Genomic DNA, 22286 nt, shown 5'->3' on the forward strand with positions numbered 1-22286 from the left:
CTTTTATTATTCGAAATTTAATCAGATAATTGATCTTAAAATTTTAAGAAACTACCAATATAATTATATATTTGTTGAGAGACGTTTTTTGTTAAATGGGCTAAATAAAAGCACATTATAACAATTACAAATACCAAAAGCAGCATTACGTTTAGTAAAATGGAAAGCACAAAAACACCTTTTTTAGATACCATTTATCATCTCAGAACTATTGAGCAGATTATTTTGTACAATAAAATTATGACCGTTTCTCGAAGTGAAGAAATCGACACGACTTCATTCCTGGAAACTGAGTACGAAAACGAGATTTTAGAATATCCTGATGTTGCGCTAAAGTTTAATCCTGACGCTGCATTATGGGCCGCAAAAACAGTATATAGTGCTGCGCAGTTATTATTGTTCAGAGAACATAAAGTAAGTGAATTGCTTGATTTTTTACCGAAATATCATGGCGAAATCGATGCTTCTGCTTTGTTGTCTGCTGATATTTGTCTGCGGTTTTTACCTCAGGTTGTTTTAGAACTTAAACGATTGGATGCCGATGATTTGGTTATACCAATATTAGAAAATCATTTGGTTCAGTTTCATTATTCAGTGATTGGATATGAGATTGACATCGAAAAGATAAATTTTGATATTTTGGCTGTAAACGAATGTTTGAAAGGACTTTATCTCAATAGAGTTGTCGAAAGAAAAGCAATCAAATTTGCTCAGCCGGATTTTATAAAGAAACAATTAGAAATAGGTTTCGGAGATTATAAAAAGCTATTCTGGGCACAATTATAAGAAGAAAATAAACAAATTAAGATCAAATTATAAGCAAAATAATGAGCACTACAGATAAACTAAATGCAGTTTTAAAGCATATTAAAGAGACTTTTGTTGGAAAAAATGAAATTATAGATTTATTAGGAATTGGATTGCTGGCAAAAGAAAATGCCTTTTTGTTGGGACCTCCGGGAACGGCAAAAAGTGCGATTATCAGAGCTTTATCTAATGGAATCGATGGTGGGAAAAATTTCGAATATCTGTTAACTCGTTTTACAGAACCTAATGAGATTTTTGGACCTTTTGATATTCGAAAATTAAAAGAAGGTGAACTAATCACGAATACGGACGGAATGATGCCGGAAGCTTCGATGGTATTTCTCGATGAGATTTTTAATGCCAATTCAGCAATTTTGAATAGTTTGTTGATGGCGCTTAACGAAAAAATATTCCGTAGAGGTAAAGAAACCAGAAAGTTACCAGCACTTATGTTTGTTGGAGCAAGTAACGTTTTACCCGAAGATGAATCACTAAACGCTTTATTAGACCGTTTTTTAATTCGTATAAAATGTGATTATGTAGAACCTGATTTACTTCACGAAGTACTTTTGGCAGGTTGGAAATTAGAAGCTGGAAACGCTAAAGAAGTTCCAACAATTCAGGCAGATGAAATTAGAGAATTGCAATTGCTTTGCCGTCAGGTTGATTTAACCGGAATACGCAATCAATATGTTGATATTGTGCATAGTCTTAGAAATACAGGAATAAAAGTTTCTGACAGACGTGCTGTAAAATTGCAGAATCTGATTGCGGCAAGCGCCTTAATGTGTGGTCGAAATGAAGCAATTTTATCTGATTTATGGGTTTTGAAATACATTTGGGATAACGAAGAACAAATCGAAATCCTGGAAGGAATCATTAATCAGATTATAGAGAAAGACGATTCAGTTTTGGCACATCCGCAAGCGATGTACAATAAAACTCCAGATGCAGAAAGCGTAATGAAAGAGGTGAATTATTTAATCGAAAAATGGCAGGATGATAGTCTTTCGTTTGAAGAACAAAATGTCATTAAAGATAAATTAAGATATATTCAAACACGTTGTGACTGGATTAAAGATGCAGAACAAAAGAAGTACATTCAGAATCATATAGAATCTTTATGGCAGAAAATCCTTCAAACTATTTAATATGTATTTTTTAGAAATAAAAAAAGAACACAAGGATTTTTTAGGATCGATCAGGCATTGGGACAATCTAAAAACAGCTTTTGAAAGTGATGTTGTTTGGGTAAAAGATTTTTTGCAGGAACAAATAAATGCTCCTGAAATTCAGCAGATTCCTTATAAAAAGGTTTATGAATTAAAGGAAAATTTGTTGTTTGAATACGGAAATCTTTTGCCTTCAAAAAAACTTCCGTCAGGACTGTTATGGTCGCCAATTTTGCGTGCATTGCCGGTTTCTTTGCCTAAGTTTAATCATAACTTTTTTGGAATTGATAATGAACTTCAAATCACTATAAAAGTTTCTGAAGAGGTAAAAGAAACGTATGCTTTACTGGTAAATTATGAGGAATTAAAACTCTATATAGAAACAGCGCCAAGATATCGATTAGAGTCTTTACAGTGGATTGTGATCAATAAAAACGCTTTAATTATAGGAAATCCATTGTTGCCCATAAAAGGGAAAACATATTGGTTAACGCATAATTTTTTGTTGCCAACAGGATATAATTTCGAATGGTTTGCTTTGGCGAAAGCCTTTCAGGAAAAATTAAATCCATCGGGAGAAAACCTCGTATTATGGAACATGGATAATAGTTATTCCAGTATTCCGAAAATAAATATAAAACCACTTTCAATTAGTTCATTTCGCTTAACTTTTTCATAAAACAAAAATGGAATTTCAAAAATACTTTCAATCATACGAAGACTATTTCTGGGAATGGGACAATCAGATATTTTCTGAAGATAGTGTATTTGAGTCACTCGCAATTCCGAATGGACAAACGATTGGTTACGAGAAATTTGTCTTTGAAATTTTAGAATATTTAGCAGAAGACTCAATTCCGCCATTTGGTTCGTTATTGTTGGCTATAATTGCCACGAATCCGGAGAATTGTGCTTCTGTCCAAATGATTTATGAATTAGCAAAAAGCAAGGACAAATCAGATTCTTTTAGAACTGTGAAATCTGCTGAGGAATCTGATTTCTTTAGAATTGGTGCAAGCATTGGTTTTATAAAAATATTGGCTTCTTTGCCGGAAGCGTATAAAGTTGGAGAAAAACGAATGAAGCTTTTTCAGACGATATTTCACAAATGTCATAACAGAATTTCTGATGAGAAAGCCAAAAAACTCCTTAAAGAATACAAAGAACACAGGCATCATTTAGTAAGAGCCGGAGTAAAAGATGCCTTTAATGAGGCTAATTTTATAAAGGATTTCAGAACATTAGCTTTGTTAAAAGTTAAGTTTCCTACGGTTCAATCATTGCTAAAAGCGATGGAAGATATTCCCCATGAAGATTTGGGAGACAAATTGAAAGAAGAAGTTCTGGAAGAAAAAAACCTGTCTGATAATGTAACGAGTTTTGTAGATCAGCTTATTGAAGAAGATAAAACTTTTCATGTTGGAAGTCTGATCAAGCGACTTTGGTCCGGATTAAACATTCCTTTGCATCACAATCATCCAAGCGAGCAACCGTTGGGAGGAATCTCAGATTTGACCAATAAAGGCGATTTTGACAAACTCGTTATTTCTGAATTTGCTTATGACGATGATGTTTTTATGTCAAGAATTGCGAATAATGAAGCACTTTATATTCAAAGAGAAGTTCCGCCTGAGGCTGATAAATTTGTTCGTATTTTGTTAATAGACAGTTCGCTGAAAAACTGGGGAAATCCTAAGATTCTTTCCTTTGCTTCGGCAATTGCAATCGCGAGACATCCAAAAACAGATATCGAATGCAAAGCTTATGTCGTTGGAAAAAACTACGAAGAAGTATCTTTTGACAATGTAAATAACGTAATTGATGCTTTGAGTAATCTTAGTGGAAAACTGGATTGCTCAGACGGATTAAATTCTTTTTTTCTGGAGAATAAAATCAGCAGTAAAAATCAGGAAGTATTTCTTTTTTCATCGGAAGAAAGTTTAAAACTGGCTCCAATGCAGAAAGTTACAAATGAGTATTTTGCTGATATAAAATATACTTTTTCAGTAGGAATGCAGGATGTTACCGTTTTTAAAAATCATAATAAAGGAAAAAAAATGCTTCAGCATATTATAATGCCTTTAGATGAATTGTGGGTTAAAAATCATAATGGAACAGTAACTGTTGCAAAAAATAGCACATCATTTGAGATTCCGCTTTTGTATCCGGTTGAAAGATTTTACAAGAATGTTTTTGAGAGTGGAGGTAATTTTTACTTTTATTTAAATGGAAGTTTATATCAGTTTTTCAATAATAGTTTTGATAAAGGATTAAAAAAAATTGCGTCAAATCTTCCGTTTGGGAATGGTGAATATGCGATTAAAGAAAATAACAAAGGCGAAAAAACGATGCTTTATTATTTCTTCGATTCGGTGCATAATTTAAGTACGATAAATCTTGAGAGCAAAGAAGTGAAAAATTTTAAGCTTGTTGACGATGAACTTAAGGAAGGTAAACTTTCGGTATTTGAGTATGAGCAGGAATTTTTCTTTACTGACAATATTTATTTTTGGCGCATTAATAATGATTTTGGCTTAAATAAGGTATCTGGTATAGATATAAAAGAAGCTTTTGATTCTCATTTTGATAAGCAAACACTTTTTGTTCGGGATTACCGATATAACAAATTCAAATATGGCGTTGTCAAGCGATTAGAAAGTGTTGTAATTCAAAAAGATGTGTTTAAGATAAATAACTTCTATCTTTCAAATTTCTTTTTTGAGAAAGAAGGCAAATTTTCAAGCAGAATTTCTGAAGATTCAGCTATAAAACTGGAAGAGAAAGTAAACCTTATTTTAAAGAATAAAGGAACATCGCCATTAGCGGTTATCCAAGCTATAAAAACGAATACAGATATTTCGTTGAGAGATTGTAAAAAGATTGTAGACGAACCTTTTGGAGTTATTTTAGAAAGTGTAAAAAGAGAAGTTGCCGAGAAATTAAAAAAGGAAATCGAAAAAAACGGAGCAGTTTGTTATATAGAAAATGTACTTTTTGAAGCTCTTGACAGAAGTACGATTAGAAATCAGGATGGAATTTTGATTTTTGAAAGCAGTAACAAAGAAATCGAAAAAATTTACATTCCGTTTGTCATTGGCACACGAACTGTTATGGCAACTGAAAACGAATTTGCAGGAAATTATTATTTCATTGAAGATGCTACGAGAGAAAGTATAGGAGAAGACAGATTTAGAGAAAAATACTTGAAACGATTCATTCAGAATATTATACATCATGGAGCTTAAGTTAAAAATACATTCAAAAAACACATTTCCTAAAGGAGGCATTTTTATAAAAAGTGCCTCACCGGAAGTGTGGCTTCACGAGATTCAGAATATTGGTTTAAAGCTTGAATCGGTTAAGGTTTATCCTGTTCCGGGCGCCATAGCAAACGAATTATACGGCTGTTTGTTGGTTTTGAATCAAAGAATGGATAAAGTCGATATTCGAGGAAATAATTTCTTGCAGTTGATCGAAAACAAATTGTTTATTCCTGAAAACACAGTGATTTCACCTGAATTAACGAAGGAGGAATGGCATACTTTATTTTCAGAAGAATATCATTTTTTGCATCCTGAAATTGGTTTGGTCGAACTGAAAGATCAAGTCGAATGGACCACTTTACTTCAACTTCCAAAAGCGAAAGAAATTGAGATCACTGAACCTTCAAAAACGGTTTATACGCCTCAGTTTATTTCGTCATTGCGTGTTGAGATTGACAAAGAAAAGATTCTGGAAAATATTGAGAATCCACCTTCAGAAGAAGAAATAATTGGGAAAATGCCTTTTGATATGCAAAAAGTAATGAAAGGCAATCAGAAAGAAATGGATAAGTTTATGGCTTTTCTGGATAAGAATCCAAAGTTGGCTTTGCAATATGCGATTCCGCTTGATACATTAGGAACTTCGAGAGGAGATAATTACGGGAAGTTTTCGTTTGGTTCCGGTAATAGCATCTTCGGTAGTGGAGGTGGAGGCGGACTTGGTTCTATTCTTTCTTCGGAAACACTGGAATCTCATGGTGAAACGCTTAAATATATTTTTATAGCACTTTTTGTTATTCTTATTGGAACTTTTAAGTTAGGAAGTCAACATTCGCAATCTCAGTCTATATTTATATTCATAGTTTTAGCGCTCATTATAGGATTGGCGGTATCAATTTTAATAGCTTATAATTCAAATCCGGGTAGTTCAAATAGTAATAACTCAAATCGTAATAGTTCACGTTCAGGAGGATCTTTTATGGTTGACTCTGAGAGATTCAGCACTTTGCAAAGCAAATATGAAAAACTGGCAGAGGAATTTATTGCAAAAGGTGATTATGCAAAAGCTGCTCACATTTATTTGAAATTATTAAAGAATTATACAAAAGCTGCCGAAGTTCTTGAAAAAGGAGAATTGTATTCTGAAGCTGCAGCAATCTATTTAAAGTATTGCAAAAACAAGCTAAAAGCTGCCGAATGTTACGAAAAAGGGCACGCGTACAAAGAAGCAATTGAGATCTATAAAGAACTTAATAATGATGAAAAAGTTGGTGATTTGTATGTGATTTTAAAAGATAGAAAAGAAGCAAACAAGCATTTTAGAAAAGTAATAGAAAACTATAAAGAGAATTTTCAATATGTGAAAGCATCATTAATTTACAAAAATAAAATTGAAGATATAACCGAAGCACAAGAATTACTTATAGTGGGCTGGAGAACAAATAAAGATGCCGGAAGATGTCTTAATATTTATTTTTCTAATATAAAATCAACTGAAGATTTAGCTGTTGCGATACCCAATATTTACGAAAGCGAAGTGACACCTGAGAATGCGGTGACGTTTCTTCATTTATTAAAACATGAATTTACGAAACATGAATCGCTCGAAGAAATCACTAAAAATATCGCCTATGAAATCGTAGCAGATCGCATTGACGAAAAACCGGATATTGCCTCAGAATTACTGAGTTTTAATAGCAGGAATAAATCAATGCTAAAAGATGTTATGAAGTATAAAGTAAAAATTAAAGGGAAAGCGTAGACCGTTAGACGTAATTTGTAAAATGTTATTTGAACATATAGTCTAGAAGCTTCTTTAGTAGAGGTTTTGTCATTTCGACAGAGGAGAAATCTTCGCGAGAAGCTCGACAAAGATTGGATTCTCGTTGCGGAGTTACGTACGAAGATTTCTCCTTCGTCGAAATGACAAGATTGTGTTTAAGCATTTAGACTTTACGAGAAAATTTCTAAGAAATAATTATCATAAAAAAGCCGTTTCAATTGAAACGGCTTTTTTATGTTATGCTGTTACTTTAGTATGTAACGCCATTCTGGTTGCGAGAATATGTTCGCAAGGACCTTTTCGCAATTGATTTGATTTGTAAAAAGAACATTCACAATTTCCTTCAATAAGTCGGTTGTCTTTGTCTATAACCGCCAAAGTGGTGTAAGTGAAATTTTTATCAGTTACTTTTCCTTTAATCTGCAATTGATCGTCTTTTACATTTGAAGTGATTTTTATGCGATTTTCAGCAATATACTGATTTGCAATCTCTTCTTGCGGACTTGCAAAACGCAATGTTTTCATGTTCAAAGGTTCCTGAGTCAATTCGCGCACGCGGTATAATCCTAAATTCAAATCATATATTACTCTTCCTGCCTGCGTATAAGCTGTCAATGAAGCAGAAACTGTCGACGGATCAAGATTTAGTTTTTTGGCTAAATTATCAGAGGTGTCAAACCAGTTTTCTTTCAATGCATTGAAAACTTTCTCTTGCGTAAATAAATCTACGTTATTTCTTGGCGCCATTAAATCAAAATTACCCGCAGTACTCCAATCATTTTTTGTCCAGCCTGAAAGCCCTAAAGTATAAGACATATCACCTAAATCGGCTATGAAAAAAGAAGGTAAACCAGAACCTAATAAAACGACTTTAAAATTTTTAGCAATAGGAATTAGTCTTTCTAAAATAAGTAAACGACGTCTTCCCCAAATACGAATTGTTTTGGCTTCGTTTCCTTGAAAAATCGAACGATGAAATGTAATTTCGTCATGCGTAGGTTCGAATATCGCTTTGATAGGTTTGTCCGGTTCAAGAACAAAACGCAAAGCTCTTGGACCTTTCTTTTCTTTGAAACGACGCAAATATTGGCATAAACTAAAAATATCCATTGGATGTAAATCCAAGACAGTTGCAGGTAAAGTCATTGCAGAACTTACTTGCAGAAATCCTCTAACCCAGGAATCAGGCAAATCTATTTTTACCTCTTTATAAACTTGTTCATTCGTGGTTTTAGCCTCAAAACCAGACGGATCAATCTTAAATTCGGTTTCTTTATAATTTCTTATTTTCTGGAATTCGTTATATAACCCTTCCGAATAATCAATGTTTGTTGTACCACATTTAAAGTCGCTGATTTCTGTGAATATATTATAATTACAGCTTAATTTTCCATAAGAGGATTCATCTTTACTGAAACATTCAAAAAAGACTTCGTCAGGATGTACCGTAATTACAGGATCTAAAACAATCCATGCATCTTTGTCATTTTTATAGAGATAATCAAAATAGGCGCTTTTAGCTTTGTTAAAAGGTCCCAGAATTCTACTTTTCTCTTTTTGAACGGTGCTTAATTCTTCTTTTAATTCCTGAATGCGTGCACGAACATTTTCAATCTGAAATTCGGCCATATATTCGCTAAGCCACAATTTTTCTTGTTCTGCAGCCCATAATTTATATTCTTCTTTATCCTTAGGAAAAAAACGTAAATCAGAAATTACTACGTCATGCAATGCAGAAATTGCTTCTCTAAAAGCGATTTTTTGGTTTAGTTTTCCAACAAAAAAAGTAGGTTCTCTCAAAGTATCCGGAGCAAAACTCATTCCGGTACTCGTCGAAGTGTTATTTACAGTTGTGCTTCCGCTGTATTTATAATCAAATAACATAACTTAGTTTTTAAGGATTAAATGGGTATGCAATTGCGGATAAAGCGTTTTTAAATCCGTCAAAATAGAGATACAATTTGCTTTATCCTGAATGGTTACAGTTGCCGAAATTTCATCAATAATTTGCGTTACAAAAATCGCTGCTTCTTCGTTTTTCTTTCCTTCCTGAAGTAAGAATTCAAAAATACGCTGTTTGGCAATTCTCGCTTTATGTACTCGCGTTAATACAGAACGGAAATAAAATTCAAGTTCTCTCAATTTAGGCAGATTATCTGTTGCATATGTGTTCAGATAATTAGTTACAAAAAACTGAATATTTACGCTAGGATGCTGGCTTAATTTGGTTAAATAAGTTACGCCATCATCAGGATTGAAATATTTGGTAATGATTTCTTTTCCAAATTGTTCAACCGCCGGCAACACAGAATCTACGATACTAATCAAACATTCTAAATCCCAATCAGTTTCATCAAATTCAGTTTTGAAGAAGTTAAATGCAAATGCTCTGGTATCATCCCAAGTTGTGTCCAATATTGCCAATGCATTATTTCTTTCAGCTCTGATTCGTTCTTTTCGATCCATAAAATAGTTCCAACACCATTGACGAATGGCAAGGATTTCATGGTTTCCTAAAGAAATAATCTGGCGAATTGTAAAATCATCTTTACGAGTATATTTTTTCAATATTTCATAACCCGTTAATTGACTTTCTCTATAATTGGCGTGAATTAGTTTTATAACATCTCGCGGTTCCAGCGCTGTATTCCAATGATTTGTGGTTTCTTCCAGAATGAATTTTTTGAAGATTAAATGTGCACCTTCAAATTTTTCTTTTCGAATCATCGCATAAACTGCATCACGAAGCGCAACATCAATTATAGCAGCATTTGATTTGCCTAATTGCGTAATAAGCTTTATAGCAGATTCTAAAACATCTTGGTTTTCATTTTGAAATAAAGCCAGCAAAGATTCACTATTTGCCAATAAGTAATCTTCCTGATAATTATTTAAAAGCTGAATTCCATTTTTTCTAATCTCGTTATTTGTGTCTTCTAAAAACAGAGCGATTAACGAAAACGGAATTTCCTTAGAATCGACTGTTTTAGATTTCAGAATTAAAATAGAACTTGCCAACAGATTATTCGTTTTTAAATCCGAAGAAATTAAGCGCGCCACAATATCCCAACTTAATTGTTCAAGTTGCGCTATTGCTATTTTTTTAAGTCTGTCAATTGCGAGAGTTGCAAGAGTATTGTTTGCAACAGATTCTTCAAACGTAAGAAGTTCAACGATTACTTTTCCGGTAATTACTTTGGCTTTATCTTCTGTAAATGTGAAATTTTCTAATGTGTTTGTGATCCATGTTTTTAAATCAGGAACTTCATTAAAAATAAGTTTTACGACACATTCAATATCATTTAGAAACAGATCTTTGTTGGATAAAATGTGGTTTTTAGCCCAATTTCTTGCCGCTTCGGTTTTAGAATTTAAAACATCGGCAATAAAACCAATCTGAGTAGAAAGTGTTTCATTTTTCTGAGTTAAGGTTTCAAATCCTAAATTGTTTGGAATCCTAAAATTACTATTCAGTAAACTTAAAATATTTGTTTCATCAAAATTATTGATGATCGTATTAAAGTCATTTCTCGCCTTTAAATTTCCGTAAGCAAAATTATGAATAATGTTCATTTGCGCTTCCATTATCAGGTGAACATAAGCTTCCGGAAAAGCGTCCCAATGTTCCGGAAACAATTCTAAACGGTTTGAAACGGTTTCTACGATAACTTTTGGTTCTTCGGGAACTATCAGACTTTGAGGTTTTTTCTCAACTTCTTTTTTACCGAAAAATGTTGAAAACGCTTTTTTTGCAGCATCCAATACAGAACCTGAATTTTGATCTGTTGCTGTATTTGTTTTCTTTTCGTCAGTATTTACTTTACTGCTTACTCTCGTTGCCTGATTTATATCGAAATAATAATTTTTACTCGAGAAAACTTCCTGATTTAAAATGAATTTCATCGATGGAGTCAAAATTCGCTTTTTGTCATTCCCAAATAAAATAGTTGACAATAAAAGTAAATTAGAGCATTCCGGATAATCTACTACCGTGTAATAATATTTTCTATCGTCGTAATTGTATTGCCCATAAGTATTTAGAGGCGCTTTTTCGGCTTTGCTATAATCATTCTCGGTATATTTTGATAAAATAGAAACGGCAAACTTCAGGTATTTTTTAGCATCCGTTTCAGAATCCAGTTCGTTTAAAAAGCGAAGACTATTTTTCTGGAAATAAGTTTTGGTAAAATTAGAGAAGGCAATTTTACTGTCTTTTCCTCTAAGTTCTTTTCCAATATTTAACCTTTCATTTATAGCACTGATAAATTGCGAGTTATAATAGTCATCTTCTAATGAAACAGTTCTGGTAAACATTGGAGCTTCATTCTCAAATCGATAAGCAAGAACGGCAATTACATCAGGATCATTTCTTAAATGTGCCAGTTTGTAAATCGCTCTGATATGCTTGAAATATGGCGGTCTGAACGGAACAGCTTCCAGTAAGAAAACAATAATCTCATGTAAATTACGATCAAATTTTGCAACCAAATATAAAGCTGTCAGATAATTGATCGCGTTATTTTGTAATTCTTCTTTTAGAAAATTTACTAACGAATCATAATCTTTTTTATCGATATAATATCTTGCTTCCTGCGGAATTGTCTCAAGAATTGCAGCGATATGTTTTTGTAATTCCGTCTCTTTCAGGATTTCTAATAATCCTTCGTGAGCCAGATTTCTGATGTAATCTTTTTGTTTATTTTGTAAAGCATATGATCTAAAAACTTCTTCGGCGGTATCAGATTTAAGTTTTATCAAAGCCCAAATTGCAGAGTAAGTTTGCAAATCATCACCTTTTGAAGCTAATTTTATGATGTAAGGAATCGCTTCTTTAACGTCTAATAAACCTGCTTTCCAGATTACACGACTGGTTTTCCATTGTGTTTTAAAAGTGTTTTTGCCTGTTACAGCATCTTGTAAACGCTGAAGAATTACACCGTTTATAGAATCAGGTTCTACACTTTCTAATGAAGGAAGATCTATTAAAGTTTCTATTTCTGAGGCGTATCCTTTAACTTTTTTCTCATTTTCGAGTTTATCAAAAATTATTTGTGCTTTTTCTTCCGAAACATATTCCGGAGTTTTGGTTCCGTCTTTTAAAACGCTTCCTCTTCTTCCGTATCTAAAATTTACCACATAATTATCGACATCGATACTGCACAAGTCGATTTCGTATACTTTATCTGAATTCCCTTCTTTATAGAAAAGTTTAATCTGTTTAATTAATTTCATGATTCAAAAAGGGTATTAGTTAAAAAATATTCCACCAGTTTTCTGGCTTTTGTTCCGTTTGTACTTCTTTTATTTCCTCAGGAATAATCACAGGAATTGGAATCACTTTTTCAGGAATATTTGTTTTTTCGATATGAGGCTGACCGTGTTTGGCAATTATGGTTTTTAAATTTTGCTTGAAGATTTTCCCTTTCTCAGGATTCACCATATTTACATAATTGATGTAACCTTCTATGGCATTGATCAGGTGAATTGCTTTTCCCCATTTCTGGTCTTTCCATCCGTTTTTTTCGATATTATGCAAAACGGCACGGAATTTTCGCAATTGAATTCTGTCAACATTAAGTTTCTTGTTTACAACAACTCCGGTAACTTTTTGTTGCGTCCCTTTTCGCATGACGTGAACTTTATCGGGATGAATTACAAAACCTTCTGATTCAATAATTTTCTTAGTGAAATATAATAATCGGGAAACATTCTGACTATTTTCTTCATTAGTCGAAAAACTCATATCATCAGCATAACGCGTATAACTGAAATTTAATTTCTTGCCTAAACCGTTGATTTTTTGATCCATTTTATAAACAATCATATTGCTTATCGCCGGACTTGCAGGAGAACCCTGAGGCAATTTGCGTTCGCCGGATTGTACATAATAAGTAACGCCGTCTAATGTCGTTTCGTTAATCTCAGAATAAGTACATAACAGACTTAAAATCGTAGCAACTTCTTCAGAATACCCTATTTTATGGAACAATCCTTTTACTCGTTTGTAAGTTACCGTTGGGAAAAAATCTTTTAAATCGATATTGACCACAATGTCTTTATCAACGTGCGGTTTTGCATTGGTTACAATCGAACGTTCTTTTATAAAACCATGTGCCTCAAATGTATAAGGTATTTTATGAAGTATGTTTTCTAAAATCCAGTTTTGAATTTCTTTTAGTTTTGCTTTTGGAGCAGATATTTTACGTTTTCCGCCAGATTTCTTTTCAAGTTCAAAAGTATGATAATGGTTAATTTTAGAAACTTTTCTGTTGTAAGCAAGATATTGCAATGCTTTCAAATCTATTTGCATGCTTTTTGCCAATGCTAATGCATCTTCAAAAACAGGTAAGTTGTATTTTTCTAAAATTTGAGAATTGGTTTCTTTGACATTTAAACCTTTAGATACGGTTTCACCCAAATACAGAATTTGCTGTTGCTGAAGTAATTTCCAGTTTTCAGCTTTCTCGAGTCTTTTTTTCTCTTGGTTTAATTTGGTTTCAGCTCTTTTTTCTTTGGCGATTTTCATTCTGGCTTTGCGCATTTCGAGAATCATTGCTTCTCGATTGCTAAACTTTCTGTCTTGTGCCAAAAGCTCATTTAATTCCTTCTCAACTTTTGCTTCTTGTTTGATAAGAATTTCAGATAGAGTAGGTTCAGATCCTGATTGCCAGAATCCTAAACGTTGCATTTCTTCTAATATGTAGCTATCTTTTGAGGTAGCTTTTATTCTATCATAAATTTGTTGTTTACTAAGCTGTTCAGACATATTACAATCGCTATTTTACATTAAAAAGCCCTATTGAAGCAATAGGGCTTAAAGTTTAAAACCTTCGTATTTTCTAAGGACTATGTCTATCAACTCCCGAGAAAAGGTACTATGCGTACAGTTAATCTCGAGGAGGTGGAACCGAAACTGTACGCATAGTACCTTTTCTCATCCATAAGATAGAAGTAGTGCTGAATGTTAAATAATATTGCACCGATGACGAAACATCATCATTTTCTTTATACAAGAAAAGCAAGGTATTTCTTAAACTCAAAACAAACATACTAAAAAACTTTTAATTGAATACTACTAAAAGTGAAAATAGATTGCACTTTTTTTAACAATTTTTGGAATCTAATTCTGAAAGAAAAATAATGCTTTACAGAGACGCTAAAAACGGCTTCTATAGGACCAAAATTAAAAACGGCCGTTCTTTTGGAACAGCCGTTTTCGTGGTTATATTATTCTGATTTATTAATTTTGACCATAAATCTTAACGTAAAGATCTTTGTAGATTTCTTTAATAATTTTACGTTTCAATTTTAAAGTAGGAGTAAGTTGTCCGCCATCGATTGACCAAACATCCGGAGTTAATTCAAAACGTTTGATTTTTTCCCAGTGTCCGAATTTTTCATTAATTCCTTCCACTTCTTCATCAATTCGTTTGATAACATCAGGGTTTTCACTGATTTCTTTATCTGTACTTCCTAAAGTGATTTTATGAATTTTTGCCCATTCTTTTACGAATTCAAAATTCGGCTGAATGAAAGCACCCGGCATTTTTTCGCCATCACCAATTACCATGATTTGCTCAATAAAACGAGATTGTTTCATTGCATTTTCAATCAATTGAGGCGCAATATATTTTCCGCCGGAAGTCTTGAACATTTCTTTCTTACGATCGGTAATTTTCAAGAAACCTTCGCTGTCAATTTCACCAATATCTCCCGTATGGAAATATCCGTCGATTAAAGCTTCGGCAGTTTTTTCAGGATCTTTAAAGTAACCTAACATTACATTTGGTCCTTTGCAAAGAATTTCTCCGTCCTGAGCAATTTTTACTTCTACATTGCGAATTACTTTTCCAACAGTTCCAATCTTGAAACCTTTGTTTCTTTGATCGTTTACCGCGATTACAGGAGAAGTTTCAGATAATCCGTAACCTTCCATAACCGGAATTTCAGCCGCAGCAAAAACTCTTGTTAAACGTGGTTGCAAAGCAGCACTTCCGGAAACCATTAAATCTAAATTTCCTCCTAAACCTTCTTTCCATTTACTGAAAATAAGTTTTCGTGCAATCTTCAATTGAAACTCATACCAAAAGCCATTTGCTCCGTATGGTTCGTATTTTAAACCTAAATCAATCGCCCAGAAAAACAGTTTTTTCTTGATACCGGTTAATTCAGATCCTTTTGCATAAATTTTATCGTAAACTTTCTCTAAAAGTCTTGGAACAGCTGTAATAACAGTTGGTCGAACTTCTTTTAGGTTATCACTAATTTTGTCAATTGATTCTCCAAAATAAACAGAAACACCATAATATTGATAGATGTATAAAATCATTCTTTCAAAAATATGGCAAATAGGCAAGAAGCTCAATGCAGTACTTTTTCCCGGATCAAACGGAATTCTTGGCGCACTGTCCAAAACATTCGAAACAATATTTTTATGAGAAAGCATTACACCTTTTGGTCTTCCTGTAGTTCCTGAAGTATAGATAATTGTAGCCAAATCATCTGTTTGAATACTATCTTTTCTGGCTTCAACTTCACTTTGATTGCTTTGGTCTTCACCTAATAATAAAAGGTCACTCCAATGTTTGCAACCCGGAATTTCGTTAAACGAATAAACTTCTTTTAAAGTAGGAACATTTGCTTTAATAGCATTTACTTTTTGAAGTACTTCATCATCAGATACAAAGCAGTAAATACTACCGCTGTGGTTTAATATATATTCGTAATCTTCTTCAGAAATTGTTGGGTAAATAGGAACGTTTTGTGCTCCGGTTTGCAGAATACCAATATCCATGACATTCCATTCTGTGCGGTTATTTGATGTGATTAATGCAATCTTATCATCTTTTTGAACGCCCATACGCAATAATGCTCTTGAAACGGCATTAGCTTTTGCGATATAATCCTGGCTAGATGTTTTTTCCCAGACTCCATTTTTTTTGGTTGCCAAAGCAACTGGTAGGTTATAAGTTTCTTGTTGATAATAGGGAAAATCAAAAAGACGTGTAATTGAAGCCATGTTTGTTTTATTGAATTTTATTGCAAATTAAATAAAAATTAGGTATAATTTTTAATTTTGTGGAATTTTATGGTAAAATTTATAAGTACTCTTGAAAATCAACGAAAACGTTTTCTTTTTTGTAATATTTTTTCTAAAAATCAAGAAATATTTATTTTTTGCTATAATTTTCGGATAAACTATTGAACATTGTAATCAACATATTCTTTTACTCTTTCTCCCATTAAGAACATTTTTTTCTTGGCAAAATGAATGGAAAATTGAGAATAGATCCAATCATCACTATCATTATTTCTATACCAAAATGTGTATGAAGCACTATTGAAACCTTCTTTGAAAACCGGAATACCTTCTTCAGTACATTCGATTCCCCAGTTGATCTTTTTTTTACTTAAATCGTCAGACTGAATAACTCCTGTACCATCAGGATTTAATACGGTAGTAGGTTCTTTTTGTCCTGTAATCGAAAAAGTTCCCGGAACCGGATAACCAATTGTTGTTGTAATATAATGATCGCGACCATTATAAGTAATTTTATCTACCTGAACTTGAGAGTAAGAATGTGTAGAAACAAAAAATAATGCAATAAATAAAAGACGTAAAGATTTCATTCTTTGTAGGTTTAATTGTTTTTGGAGATTCAAAAAAAGAACCAGTGGTAGTATTCTTTTTTTGCGAATATAGTTCAAATTTCAATAGAAAAATGAATCCCAATTACAAGAATGAATTTATTTTTTAACATTTTAATTTTGCCTGAATATTACTCTGTCGAAAACTGATTTTCTAATAATTTTTCTTTAAAATCAGATTTAAAAGTATAAGCAAATGTCAGCATCAAAGCGCGCGTATCTGATTTATTAGTTCTATTGCTGCTAAACAAAGCCGTATTGTTTTTGTATCCGCTTTCAAGCGTGTTAAACATATCTGTAACGACCAATCCTAAACGGGCATTTCCTTTTCCTAATTTTTGCTGAAAACCCATATCTACATTATATATAGGTATTCTTTTTCCTTGTGCTGTGGCTAATGCCGAATTGTAATTGCCTATAATCTGAAGTTTTCCGCCTTTCCAGGGAACAAAATTATTGATGATTTTTCCGTACCAGTTAAAAGCGTTGCTCACCACATCCTGCGCCAGATTTGAAGCGTTTATTTTTTGCTGAAAAGCAGTTATACTAATATTAGCGTCATAGAAACCAATTGGCTTCAAGCTGAAAATAGTTTCAACACCATAAGTAATAGTGCTTCCAATATTTTTTGGCATTAGTAAAATTACGCCATTATCTTTAAGTTCAGCATATTGTCTGATTGCATCGGTTGCGTTTCTGTAAAATGCATTTGTAGAGAAAGAATATTTCGACCATTCTTTATTATAGCTTAATTCGGCAATGTGAATGATTTCAGGTTTTAAATAGGGATTTCCACTATGCGGATTCAAAGCATCGGTAATATCCATGAACGGATTCAAATCGTCTAAATCCGGGCGATTGATACGTTTGCTATAACCAATTTTGACAAAATCATTCGATTCTAAATTCAATTGTAAAGATGCCGAAGGAAAAAGTTTCAGGTAATCATTATTAAAGCGATCGCTATTATTTTGAGTTGCTCCATTATTAGAAACATTTTCGGCACGTAAACCTAAATTGTATTTCCATTTTGGATTTTCGGCTGAGCCAATAAAAGAGTTCAACATTCCGTAAAAGGCATTTATTTGCTCATTAAATTTAAAACTATTGCTTGTAATTGGATTAACAACATATTCGCCATTAACCAAATCAGCACTTTGAAAATCCGAATCAAAAGAACGGAATGTTCCTTTATAACCCGTTTCTACAATCGTTTTTTCAGAAACCGGAAAAGCATAATTTACAATCGCATTCGAGATATTTTCGTGTTCGTAATTGTGTGTTCTTTGCAAAAAAGCATCGTCAATTTGTTCCTGATATTGATCGTAATTATAAGTATCAATATCCGTGTTTTCTTTGTGTCTGTTGAATGATGAGGTAAGATTCACGTTCAGATTTTTTCTATCATCGGCAAACTTTCGATCATAATTAAAAGCCAATTCACCTACTTTTGAGCGTTCTAATTCCAGAGAATGCCTTCTGTTATCTGAATAAAACTGGTTTGTACTCGTATTAACATGAGTGTACAAAGTTTCGTCATTATCCTGAGTTTCCAGATTTCCTAAAGCTTCAAATGAAAAATTATTTCTTTCGTTTGGAGAAAAATCAATATTAAGTTTTAAATTCTGTAAACCTTCTGTGCGTTCGTCATTTCGCTTTTGATTAATGAAATGTTCGTCATCAACAAAATAATTGGTTCGCTCAGCATTTATTTTTTTGGTTCGCCCGGCAAAACGATTGTCATATCCAAGACCAAAATTCCATTTTTGAGTTTTATGATTTAAAAGTATAGAACTGTTTGCTCTTCCTTTGGCACCAAAACCTCCGCCCAAAACTATCGCACCATTCATACCGCTTTGGTTATTTTTCTTTAGTTTGATGTTGATAATTCCACTTTCAGCATTAGCATCATATTTTGCCGTTGGATTACTGATTATCTCGATACTTTCGATACTGCTTGCCGCAATTTGATCCATATTGGTAATCGCAGAATTTTTTCCGTTAATCAAAATCATTGGAGATTTACCTCTCAACGTTATTCCGCCTTCAGCATCTACAGCCACAGTCGGAATATTTTTAAGCATATCAGTCGCAGTTCCGCCAGATTGAGAAATATTCGAAACCGCATTAAAAATAAATCCTTCATCCGTTTTCTGAATTTGTTTTTTTGCAGAATTAACTACAACAGTATTCAGTAAATTAGTATCGTTCTGCAAAGTGATCGTTCCTATAGAAAGAGGAGTACCTGAAAATTTCACTTTTTGAATGTTGGTTTTAAAGCCAATTAATTTGAATTGCAATTGATAATCACCATTTATAATATTGTCTAAAACAAAACTTCCTGAAGCGTCAGTTACTGTATAAGCAGCAATTTTTGTAGAATCGCTTGTATTTTTTAAAATAACATCAACAAATTCTACAGGAAGTTTTCCGTCAGAAATTGTTCCTTTAATAGATGTTTGACTTTGACCAAAAGAAAACTGGCTTGTAATAAATAAGAGAATAGATAGTAAAAGGTATTGTCTGCAATTTTTCATGAGGCAAAGATATTTATCCCAATAAATACGCTGGCTTAAACTGCCTTAAGATATAATTAAATTAGCTTTAGATGCTATTTAGTATAAAACCCGTTGGGCAATGTCATTTAGTTAAGGAAGATGTCTTTAAGACTACACCGAATATAAATCTCTCGCAAAGTCGCGAAGTCGCAAAGAATGTGCATTTAAACTTTGCGACTTCGCGACTTTGCGACTTTGCGTGATTTTTTTAAGTCATGATTGTCTGAAAAAAGCTTAACTTAATGACATTGCCGGAAGCCTCGGGATGTATTATAAATATGTGAAACGCCTTTTTTTCAAGATCCAAAATTCTATGTTTCTATGTGTTAAAATTAACTGCACCCAACGAATTAATATTTTGGTCCCAAAAAAGGGTGTTTTTCCCCTATAAGAAACAGGAAAAACCACTGGTGATTTGAAAGACAGCAAGAGTATTTTTATTTTATTAAAATGCGAAAGCCGAAAAGCAAAAGAGTAGGCCTTAATTTAATACTAAATCAAATGTTAACTGCTCTTTTAGCGATGTTCTGGTGGGGAATTGTATGTCAATATTGCCACAACTTTCAAAAAAAATAAAACAAATTTGCCTCAGTTTTAGGGATAGCACTGGGGCTTTTTTATGCTGTAAACAGATTACTGTAAATAATTTTAACGCCATAAAGAATGCATATTACAGAAGAAATTATAATCAAACTGTATTGTAATTTCTGAGATTTCAGAATACTTTTTGTAAAAGGTATGCTAAATAATCCTGAGGCGGCAAACATTCCGATTATAGATCCTACTCCAAATATTAAAATATAGAGTAAACCTTGTAATGGTGTTTTCATTTGTGAAATCACTAAAATAACCAAAGATCCACTTCCGGCTAATCCGTGAATTAAACCAACGCCAAATGCTGTTTTGTAATTTGTAGATTCATTATAATGCGAATGTTTAAAAGTTGCAATAGGATGCGAATGTTCATAAGTATGTGCATGCATATGTGTGTGTGTCAAGCCATTGCTGTGAGTATGTACATGACTATGATAATAAGTATGCGAATGTTTTTTTTTGTACAACAGTTTAAACAGACGAATAATTCCTAAAACGATAAGCATCAATCCAACTCCGGCTTCGAGATAACTAAAAACGTGTTCGCTTATCGAAATTTTGAAACCAATCATAATAATACCCACTATAAAAATAGTTGCGGTATGACCAATTCCCCAAAACATACCATCTTTTAAGGCATCTTTGATTTTACTTCTGTTGGTAACCAGATTATTAACAGCCAATAAATGATCTGCTTCAAAAGCATGCTCGAGTCCGGCATAAATGGTAATTAATAATCGAATCATTTTAATTTTTATAAATAGTTGTAATAAGCAGCACAAGCGCCTTCAGAGGAAACCATTGGCGCTCCAAGAGGATTTGAAGGATTACATTTTTTTCCGAATTCAGGACATTGATGTGGTTTTTTGTTTCCGGTTAAGATTTGTCCGGCAATACAAAGTTCATCTGTTTTATCGTTAGTTGTTTTTAGGGTGAATTTTACGTTTGCATCGTACATTTTATAGTTTTCTCTTAAAACGAGTCCGCTATTTTCGATTGCTCCAATGCCTCGCCATTCCTGTGTTCCTATGGTAAAAATGGTGTTTACAACTTCTTTTGCTTTAATATTTCCTTCTTCTTTTACCAATCTGGTATATTGATTTTCAACTTCATATTTTCCGTGTTCTAATTGTAAAACAGCATAATAAATTGCCTGAACCATATCTGCGGGTTCAAATCCTGAAACTACAATTGGGATTTTATATTTTGCGGCAATAGGATAATATTCTTCCAAACCAACAATTGTACAAACATGTCCGGCTCCTAAAAAAGCATTTATGGTACAAAACTCATCAGATAAAATGGCTTCCATCGCTGGCGGAACTAATACATGAGATACTAACAAACTAAAATTTGTTAAACCTAATTTTTGCGCATGCATTACCGCGAGAGCATTGCTTGGAGCAGTAGTTTCAAATCCTACAGCAAAAAAGACAACTTCTCGATCCGGATTTTTAGAGGCAATATTTACAGCTTCGAGAGGTGAATATAAAATGCGTAAATCACCACCTTCGGCCTTGGCTTGTAACAGACTTTTTGAAGATCCCGGAACACGAATCATATCGCCAAAAGAACACATGATAACGCCTTGATTCATTAATTCAATTGCCTTATTGATTAATGAAATAGGCGTAACACAAACCGGACAACCTGGTCCGTGTATCATTCTGATGTTTTTGGGCAGCAAATCTAATAAGCCGTTTTTGACTAATGAATGCGTCTGACCACCGCAAATCTCCATGATATTCCATGGTTTTGTGGTTATCTTATGGATTTCGTTTATATAATGCCGGACTAATTCAGGATTTCGATATTCAGACAGGTATTTCATTTATTCGATATTTAAAAGCTCAATTATAAAAACCAAAGTAGCGTTAGGCTGAATCATTGGTGGCGCGCCAATATGACCGTAAGCCAAATCATGAGGAACATAAATTTTCCAGCGAGAACCTTCAGGCATTAATTGTAAAGCTTCCCGCCAACCGGTTAAGGTTTGTAAAACTTTCATTTTTTGTGCACCGGTTTCTTTAGTAGAATCAAAAACATCTTTATTCAGCAAATATCCTTCGTAAATCACATTTACCGTGTCGGTTATTTTAGGAGTTTTTCCTTTTCCTTCTACTAAAACTTCATATTGTAAACCACTTGAAAGTGTAACGATACCTTCTTTTTTAGCATTTTTTTCTAAGAAAGCTTTTCCAATTTCAGCATTTTTGACTTTTAATTCTTCCTGTAAAAGCGCTACGTAATTGTTGAAAATTTCAATAGAGCGTTTAGGCGAAATTTTCTCAGCAGATTTCTCAAAAACAGATTTCATTCCGTCGATATAATCTTCATATCTGATTTCTTCAAATCCAATATCTCTAAGACTTAAAGCCATTACAACTCCCGCTGAATATGAAATTTTATCTTTTTCTTCTGTTTTGCCAATATGTCCCAGTAATTCAAGAATATCCATAGT

The 22286-nt window shown here is 33.1% G+C and carries 14 protein-coding genes; 5 read left to right on the plus strand and 9 right to left on the minus strand.

The window, feature by feature from the left end:
* Positions 1-159 precede the first annotated feature (159 nt).
* The 5 genes from C8C83_RS16530 to C8C83_RS16550 are packed head-to-tail and all read left to right on the plus strand — an operon-like array spanning position 160 to position 7004.
* Positions 160-786: a hypothetical protein gene (locus C8C83_RS16530; RefSeq protein ID WP_121329511.1), complete on the plus strand. Its 627-nt coding sequence runs from the start codon at positions 160-162 to the stop codon at positions 784-786.
* Between the two features lie 41 nt (positions 787-827).
* Positions 828-1958 (plus strand): AAA family ATPase, encoded by a 1131-nt coding sequence (locus C8C83_RS16535; protein ID WP_121329512.1) that lies wholly within the window; start codon positions 828-830, stop codon positions 1956-1958.
* A 1-nt stretch (position 1959) separates the two neighbouring features.
* On the plus strand, positions 1960-2658 hold the full coding sequence (locus tag C8C83_RS16540) for a hypothetical protein (protein WP_121329513.1): 699 nt from the start codon (positions 1960-1962) through the stop codon (positions 2656-2658).
* 7 nt (positions 2659-2665) lie between these two features.
* Positions 2666-5224, plus strand: coding sequence for a ribosomal protein L7/L12 (locus C8C83_RS16545; RefSeq protein WP_121329514.1), 2559 nt, complete (start codon positions 2666-2668; stop codon positions 5222-5224).
* On the plus strand, positions 5214-7004 hold the full coding sequence (locus C8C83_RS16550) for a hypothetical protein (protein ID WP_121329515.1): 1791 nt from the start codon (positions 5214-5216) through the stop codon (positions 7002-7004). Before C8C83_RS16545 ends, C8C83_RS16550 begins: the two co-directional genes overlap by 11 nt.
* Positions 7005-7262: 258 nt before the next feature.
* Here C8C83_RS16550 and C8C83_RS16555 read toward each other — a convergent pair whose 3' ends face one another.
* The 9 genes from C8C83_RS16555 to C8C83_RS16595 all read right to left on the minus strand — a co-directional run bounded on the left by C8C83_RS16555 (position 7263) and on the right by C8C83_RS16595 (position 22283).
* Entirely contained in the window at positions 7263-8909 is a 1647-nt protein-coding gene (locus C8C83_RS16555; protein WP_121329516.1) for an SWIM zinc finger family protein, read from the minus strand.
* A gap of 3 nt (positions 8910-8912) precedes the next feature.
* Positions 8913-12257, minus strand: coding sequence for a WGR domain-containing protein (locus tag C8C83_RS16560; protein ID WP_121329517.1), 3345 nt, complete (start codon positions 12255-12257; stop codon positions 8913-8915).
* A gap of 19 nt (positions 12258-12276) precedes the next feature.
* A complete protein-coding gene (locus C8C83_RS16565) occupies positions 12277-13791 on the minus strand; it encodes a reverse transcriptase family protein (protein WP_132011817.1) in 1515 nt (504 codons plus the stop codon).
* 474 nt (positions 13792-14265) lie between these two features.
* Positions 14266-16044: an AMP-dependent synthetase/ligase gene (locus C8C83_RS16570; protein ID WP_121329520.1), complete on the minus strand. Its 1779-nt coding sequence runs from the start codon at positions 16042-16044 to the stop codon at positions 14266-14268.
* A 179-nt stretch (positions 16045-16223) separates the two neighbouring features.
* The gene (locus C8C83_RS16575) at positions 16224-16655 is read right to left on the minus strand and encodes a hypothetical protein (RefSeq protein WP_121329521.1); all 432 of its coding nucleotides are present in this window, start codon (positions 16653-16655) and stop codon (positions 16224-16226) included.
* A gap of 149 nt (positions 16656-16804) precedes the next feature.
* A complete protein-coding gene (locus C8C83_RS16580; protein ID WP_132011818.1) occupies positions 16805-19210 on the minus strand; it encodes an outer membrane beta-barrel family protein in 2406 nt (801 codons plus the stop codon).
* 638 nt (positions 19211-19848) lie between these two features.
* On the minus strand, positions 19849-20571 hold the full coding sequence (locus C8C83_RS16585; RefSeq protein WP_121329522.1) for a sulfite exporter TauE/SafE family protein: 723 nt from the start codon (positions 20569-20571) through the stop codon (positions 19849-19851).
* Positions 20572-20579: 8 nt separating this feature from the next.
* Entirely contained in the window at positions 20580-21656 is a 1077-nt protein-coding gene (gene hypD / locus C8C83_RS16590) for a hydrogenase formation protein HypD (protein ID WP_121329523.1), read from the minus strand.
* Entirely contained in the window at positions 21657-22283 is a 627-nt protein-coding gene (locus C8C83_RS16595) for an FKBP-type peptidyl-prolyl cis-trans isomerase (RefSeq protein WP_121329524.1), read from the minus strand.
* Positions 22284-22286: the final 3 nt, after the last annotated feature.

The organism is Flavobacterium sp. 90, assembly GCF_004339525.1.
Classification (GTDB): domain Bacteria; phylum Bacteroidota; class Bacteroidia; order Flavobacteriales; family Flavobacteriaceae; genus Flavobacterium.

What these genes read in the sequence shown, in the direction of transcription:
- C8C83_RS16555 (WP_121329516.1), bottom strand. Translation starts at nt 8,909, where the DNA reads ATGTTATTTGATTATAAATACAGCGGAAGCACAACTGTAAATAACACT.
- C8C83_RS16540 (WP_121329513.1), top strand. Translation starts at nt 1,960, where the DNA reads ATGTATTTTTTAGAAATAAAAAAAGAACACAAGGATTTTTTAGGATCG.
- C8C83_RS16560 (WP_121329517.1), bottom strand. Translation starts at nt 12,257, where the DNA reads ATGAAATTAATTAAACAGATTAAACTTTTCTATAAAGAAGGGAATTCA.
- C8C83_RS16580 (WP_132011818.1), bottom strand. Translation starts at nt 19,210, where the DNA reads ATGAAAAATTGCAGACAATACCTTTTACTATCTATTCTCTTATTTATT.
- C8C83_RS16530 (WP_121329511.1), top strand. Translation starts at nt 160, where the DNA reads ATGGAAAGCACAAAAACACCTTTTTTAGATACCATTTATCATCTCAGA.
- C8C83_RS16535 (WP_121329512.1), top strand. Translation starts at nt 828, where the DNA reads ATGAGCACTACAGATAAACTAAATGCAGTTTTAAAGCATATTAAAGAG.
- C8C83_RS16545 (WP_121329514.1), top strand. Translation starts at nt 2,666, where the DNA reads ATGGAATTTCAAAAATACTTTCAATCATACGAAGACTATTTCTGGGAA.
- C8C83_RS16575 (WP_121329521.1), bottom strand. Translation starts at nt 16,655, where the DNA reads ATGAAATCTTTACGTCTTTTATTTATTGCATTATTTTTTGTTTCTACA.
- C8C83_RS16570 (WP_121329520.1), bottom strand. Translation starts at nt 16,044, where the DNA reads ATGGCTTCAATTACACGTCTTTTTGATTTTCCCTATTATCAACAAGAA.
- hypD (WP_121329523.1), bottom strand. Translation starts at nt 21,656, where the DNA reads ATGAAATACCTGTCTGAATATCGAAATCCTGAATTAGTCCGGCATTAT.
- C8C83_RS16565 (WP_132011817.1), bottom strand. Translation starts at nt 13,791, where the DNA reads ATGTCTGAACAGCTTAGTAAACAACAAATTTATGATAGAATAAAAGCT.
- C8C83_RS16585 (WP_121329522.1), bottom strand. Translation starts at nt 20,571, where the DNA reads ATGATTCGATTATTAATTACCATTTATGCCGGACTCGAGCATGCTTTT.
- C8C83_RS16550 (WP_121329515.1), top strand. Translation starts at nt 5,214, where the DNA reads ATGGAGCTTAAGTTAAAAATACATTCAAAAAACACATTTCCTAAAGGA.
- C8C83_RS16595 (WP_121329524.1), bottom strand. Translation starts at nt 22,283, where the DNA reads ATGGATATTCTTGAATTACTGGGACATATTGGCAAAACAGAAGAAAAA.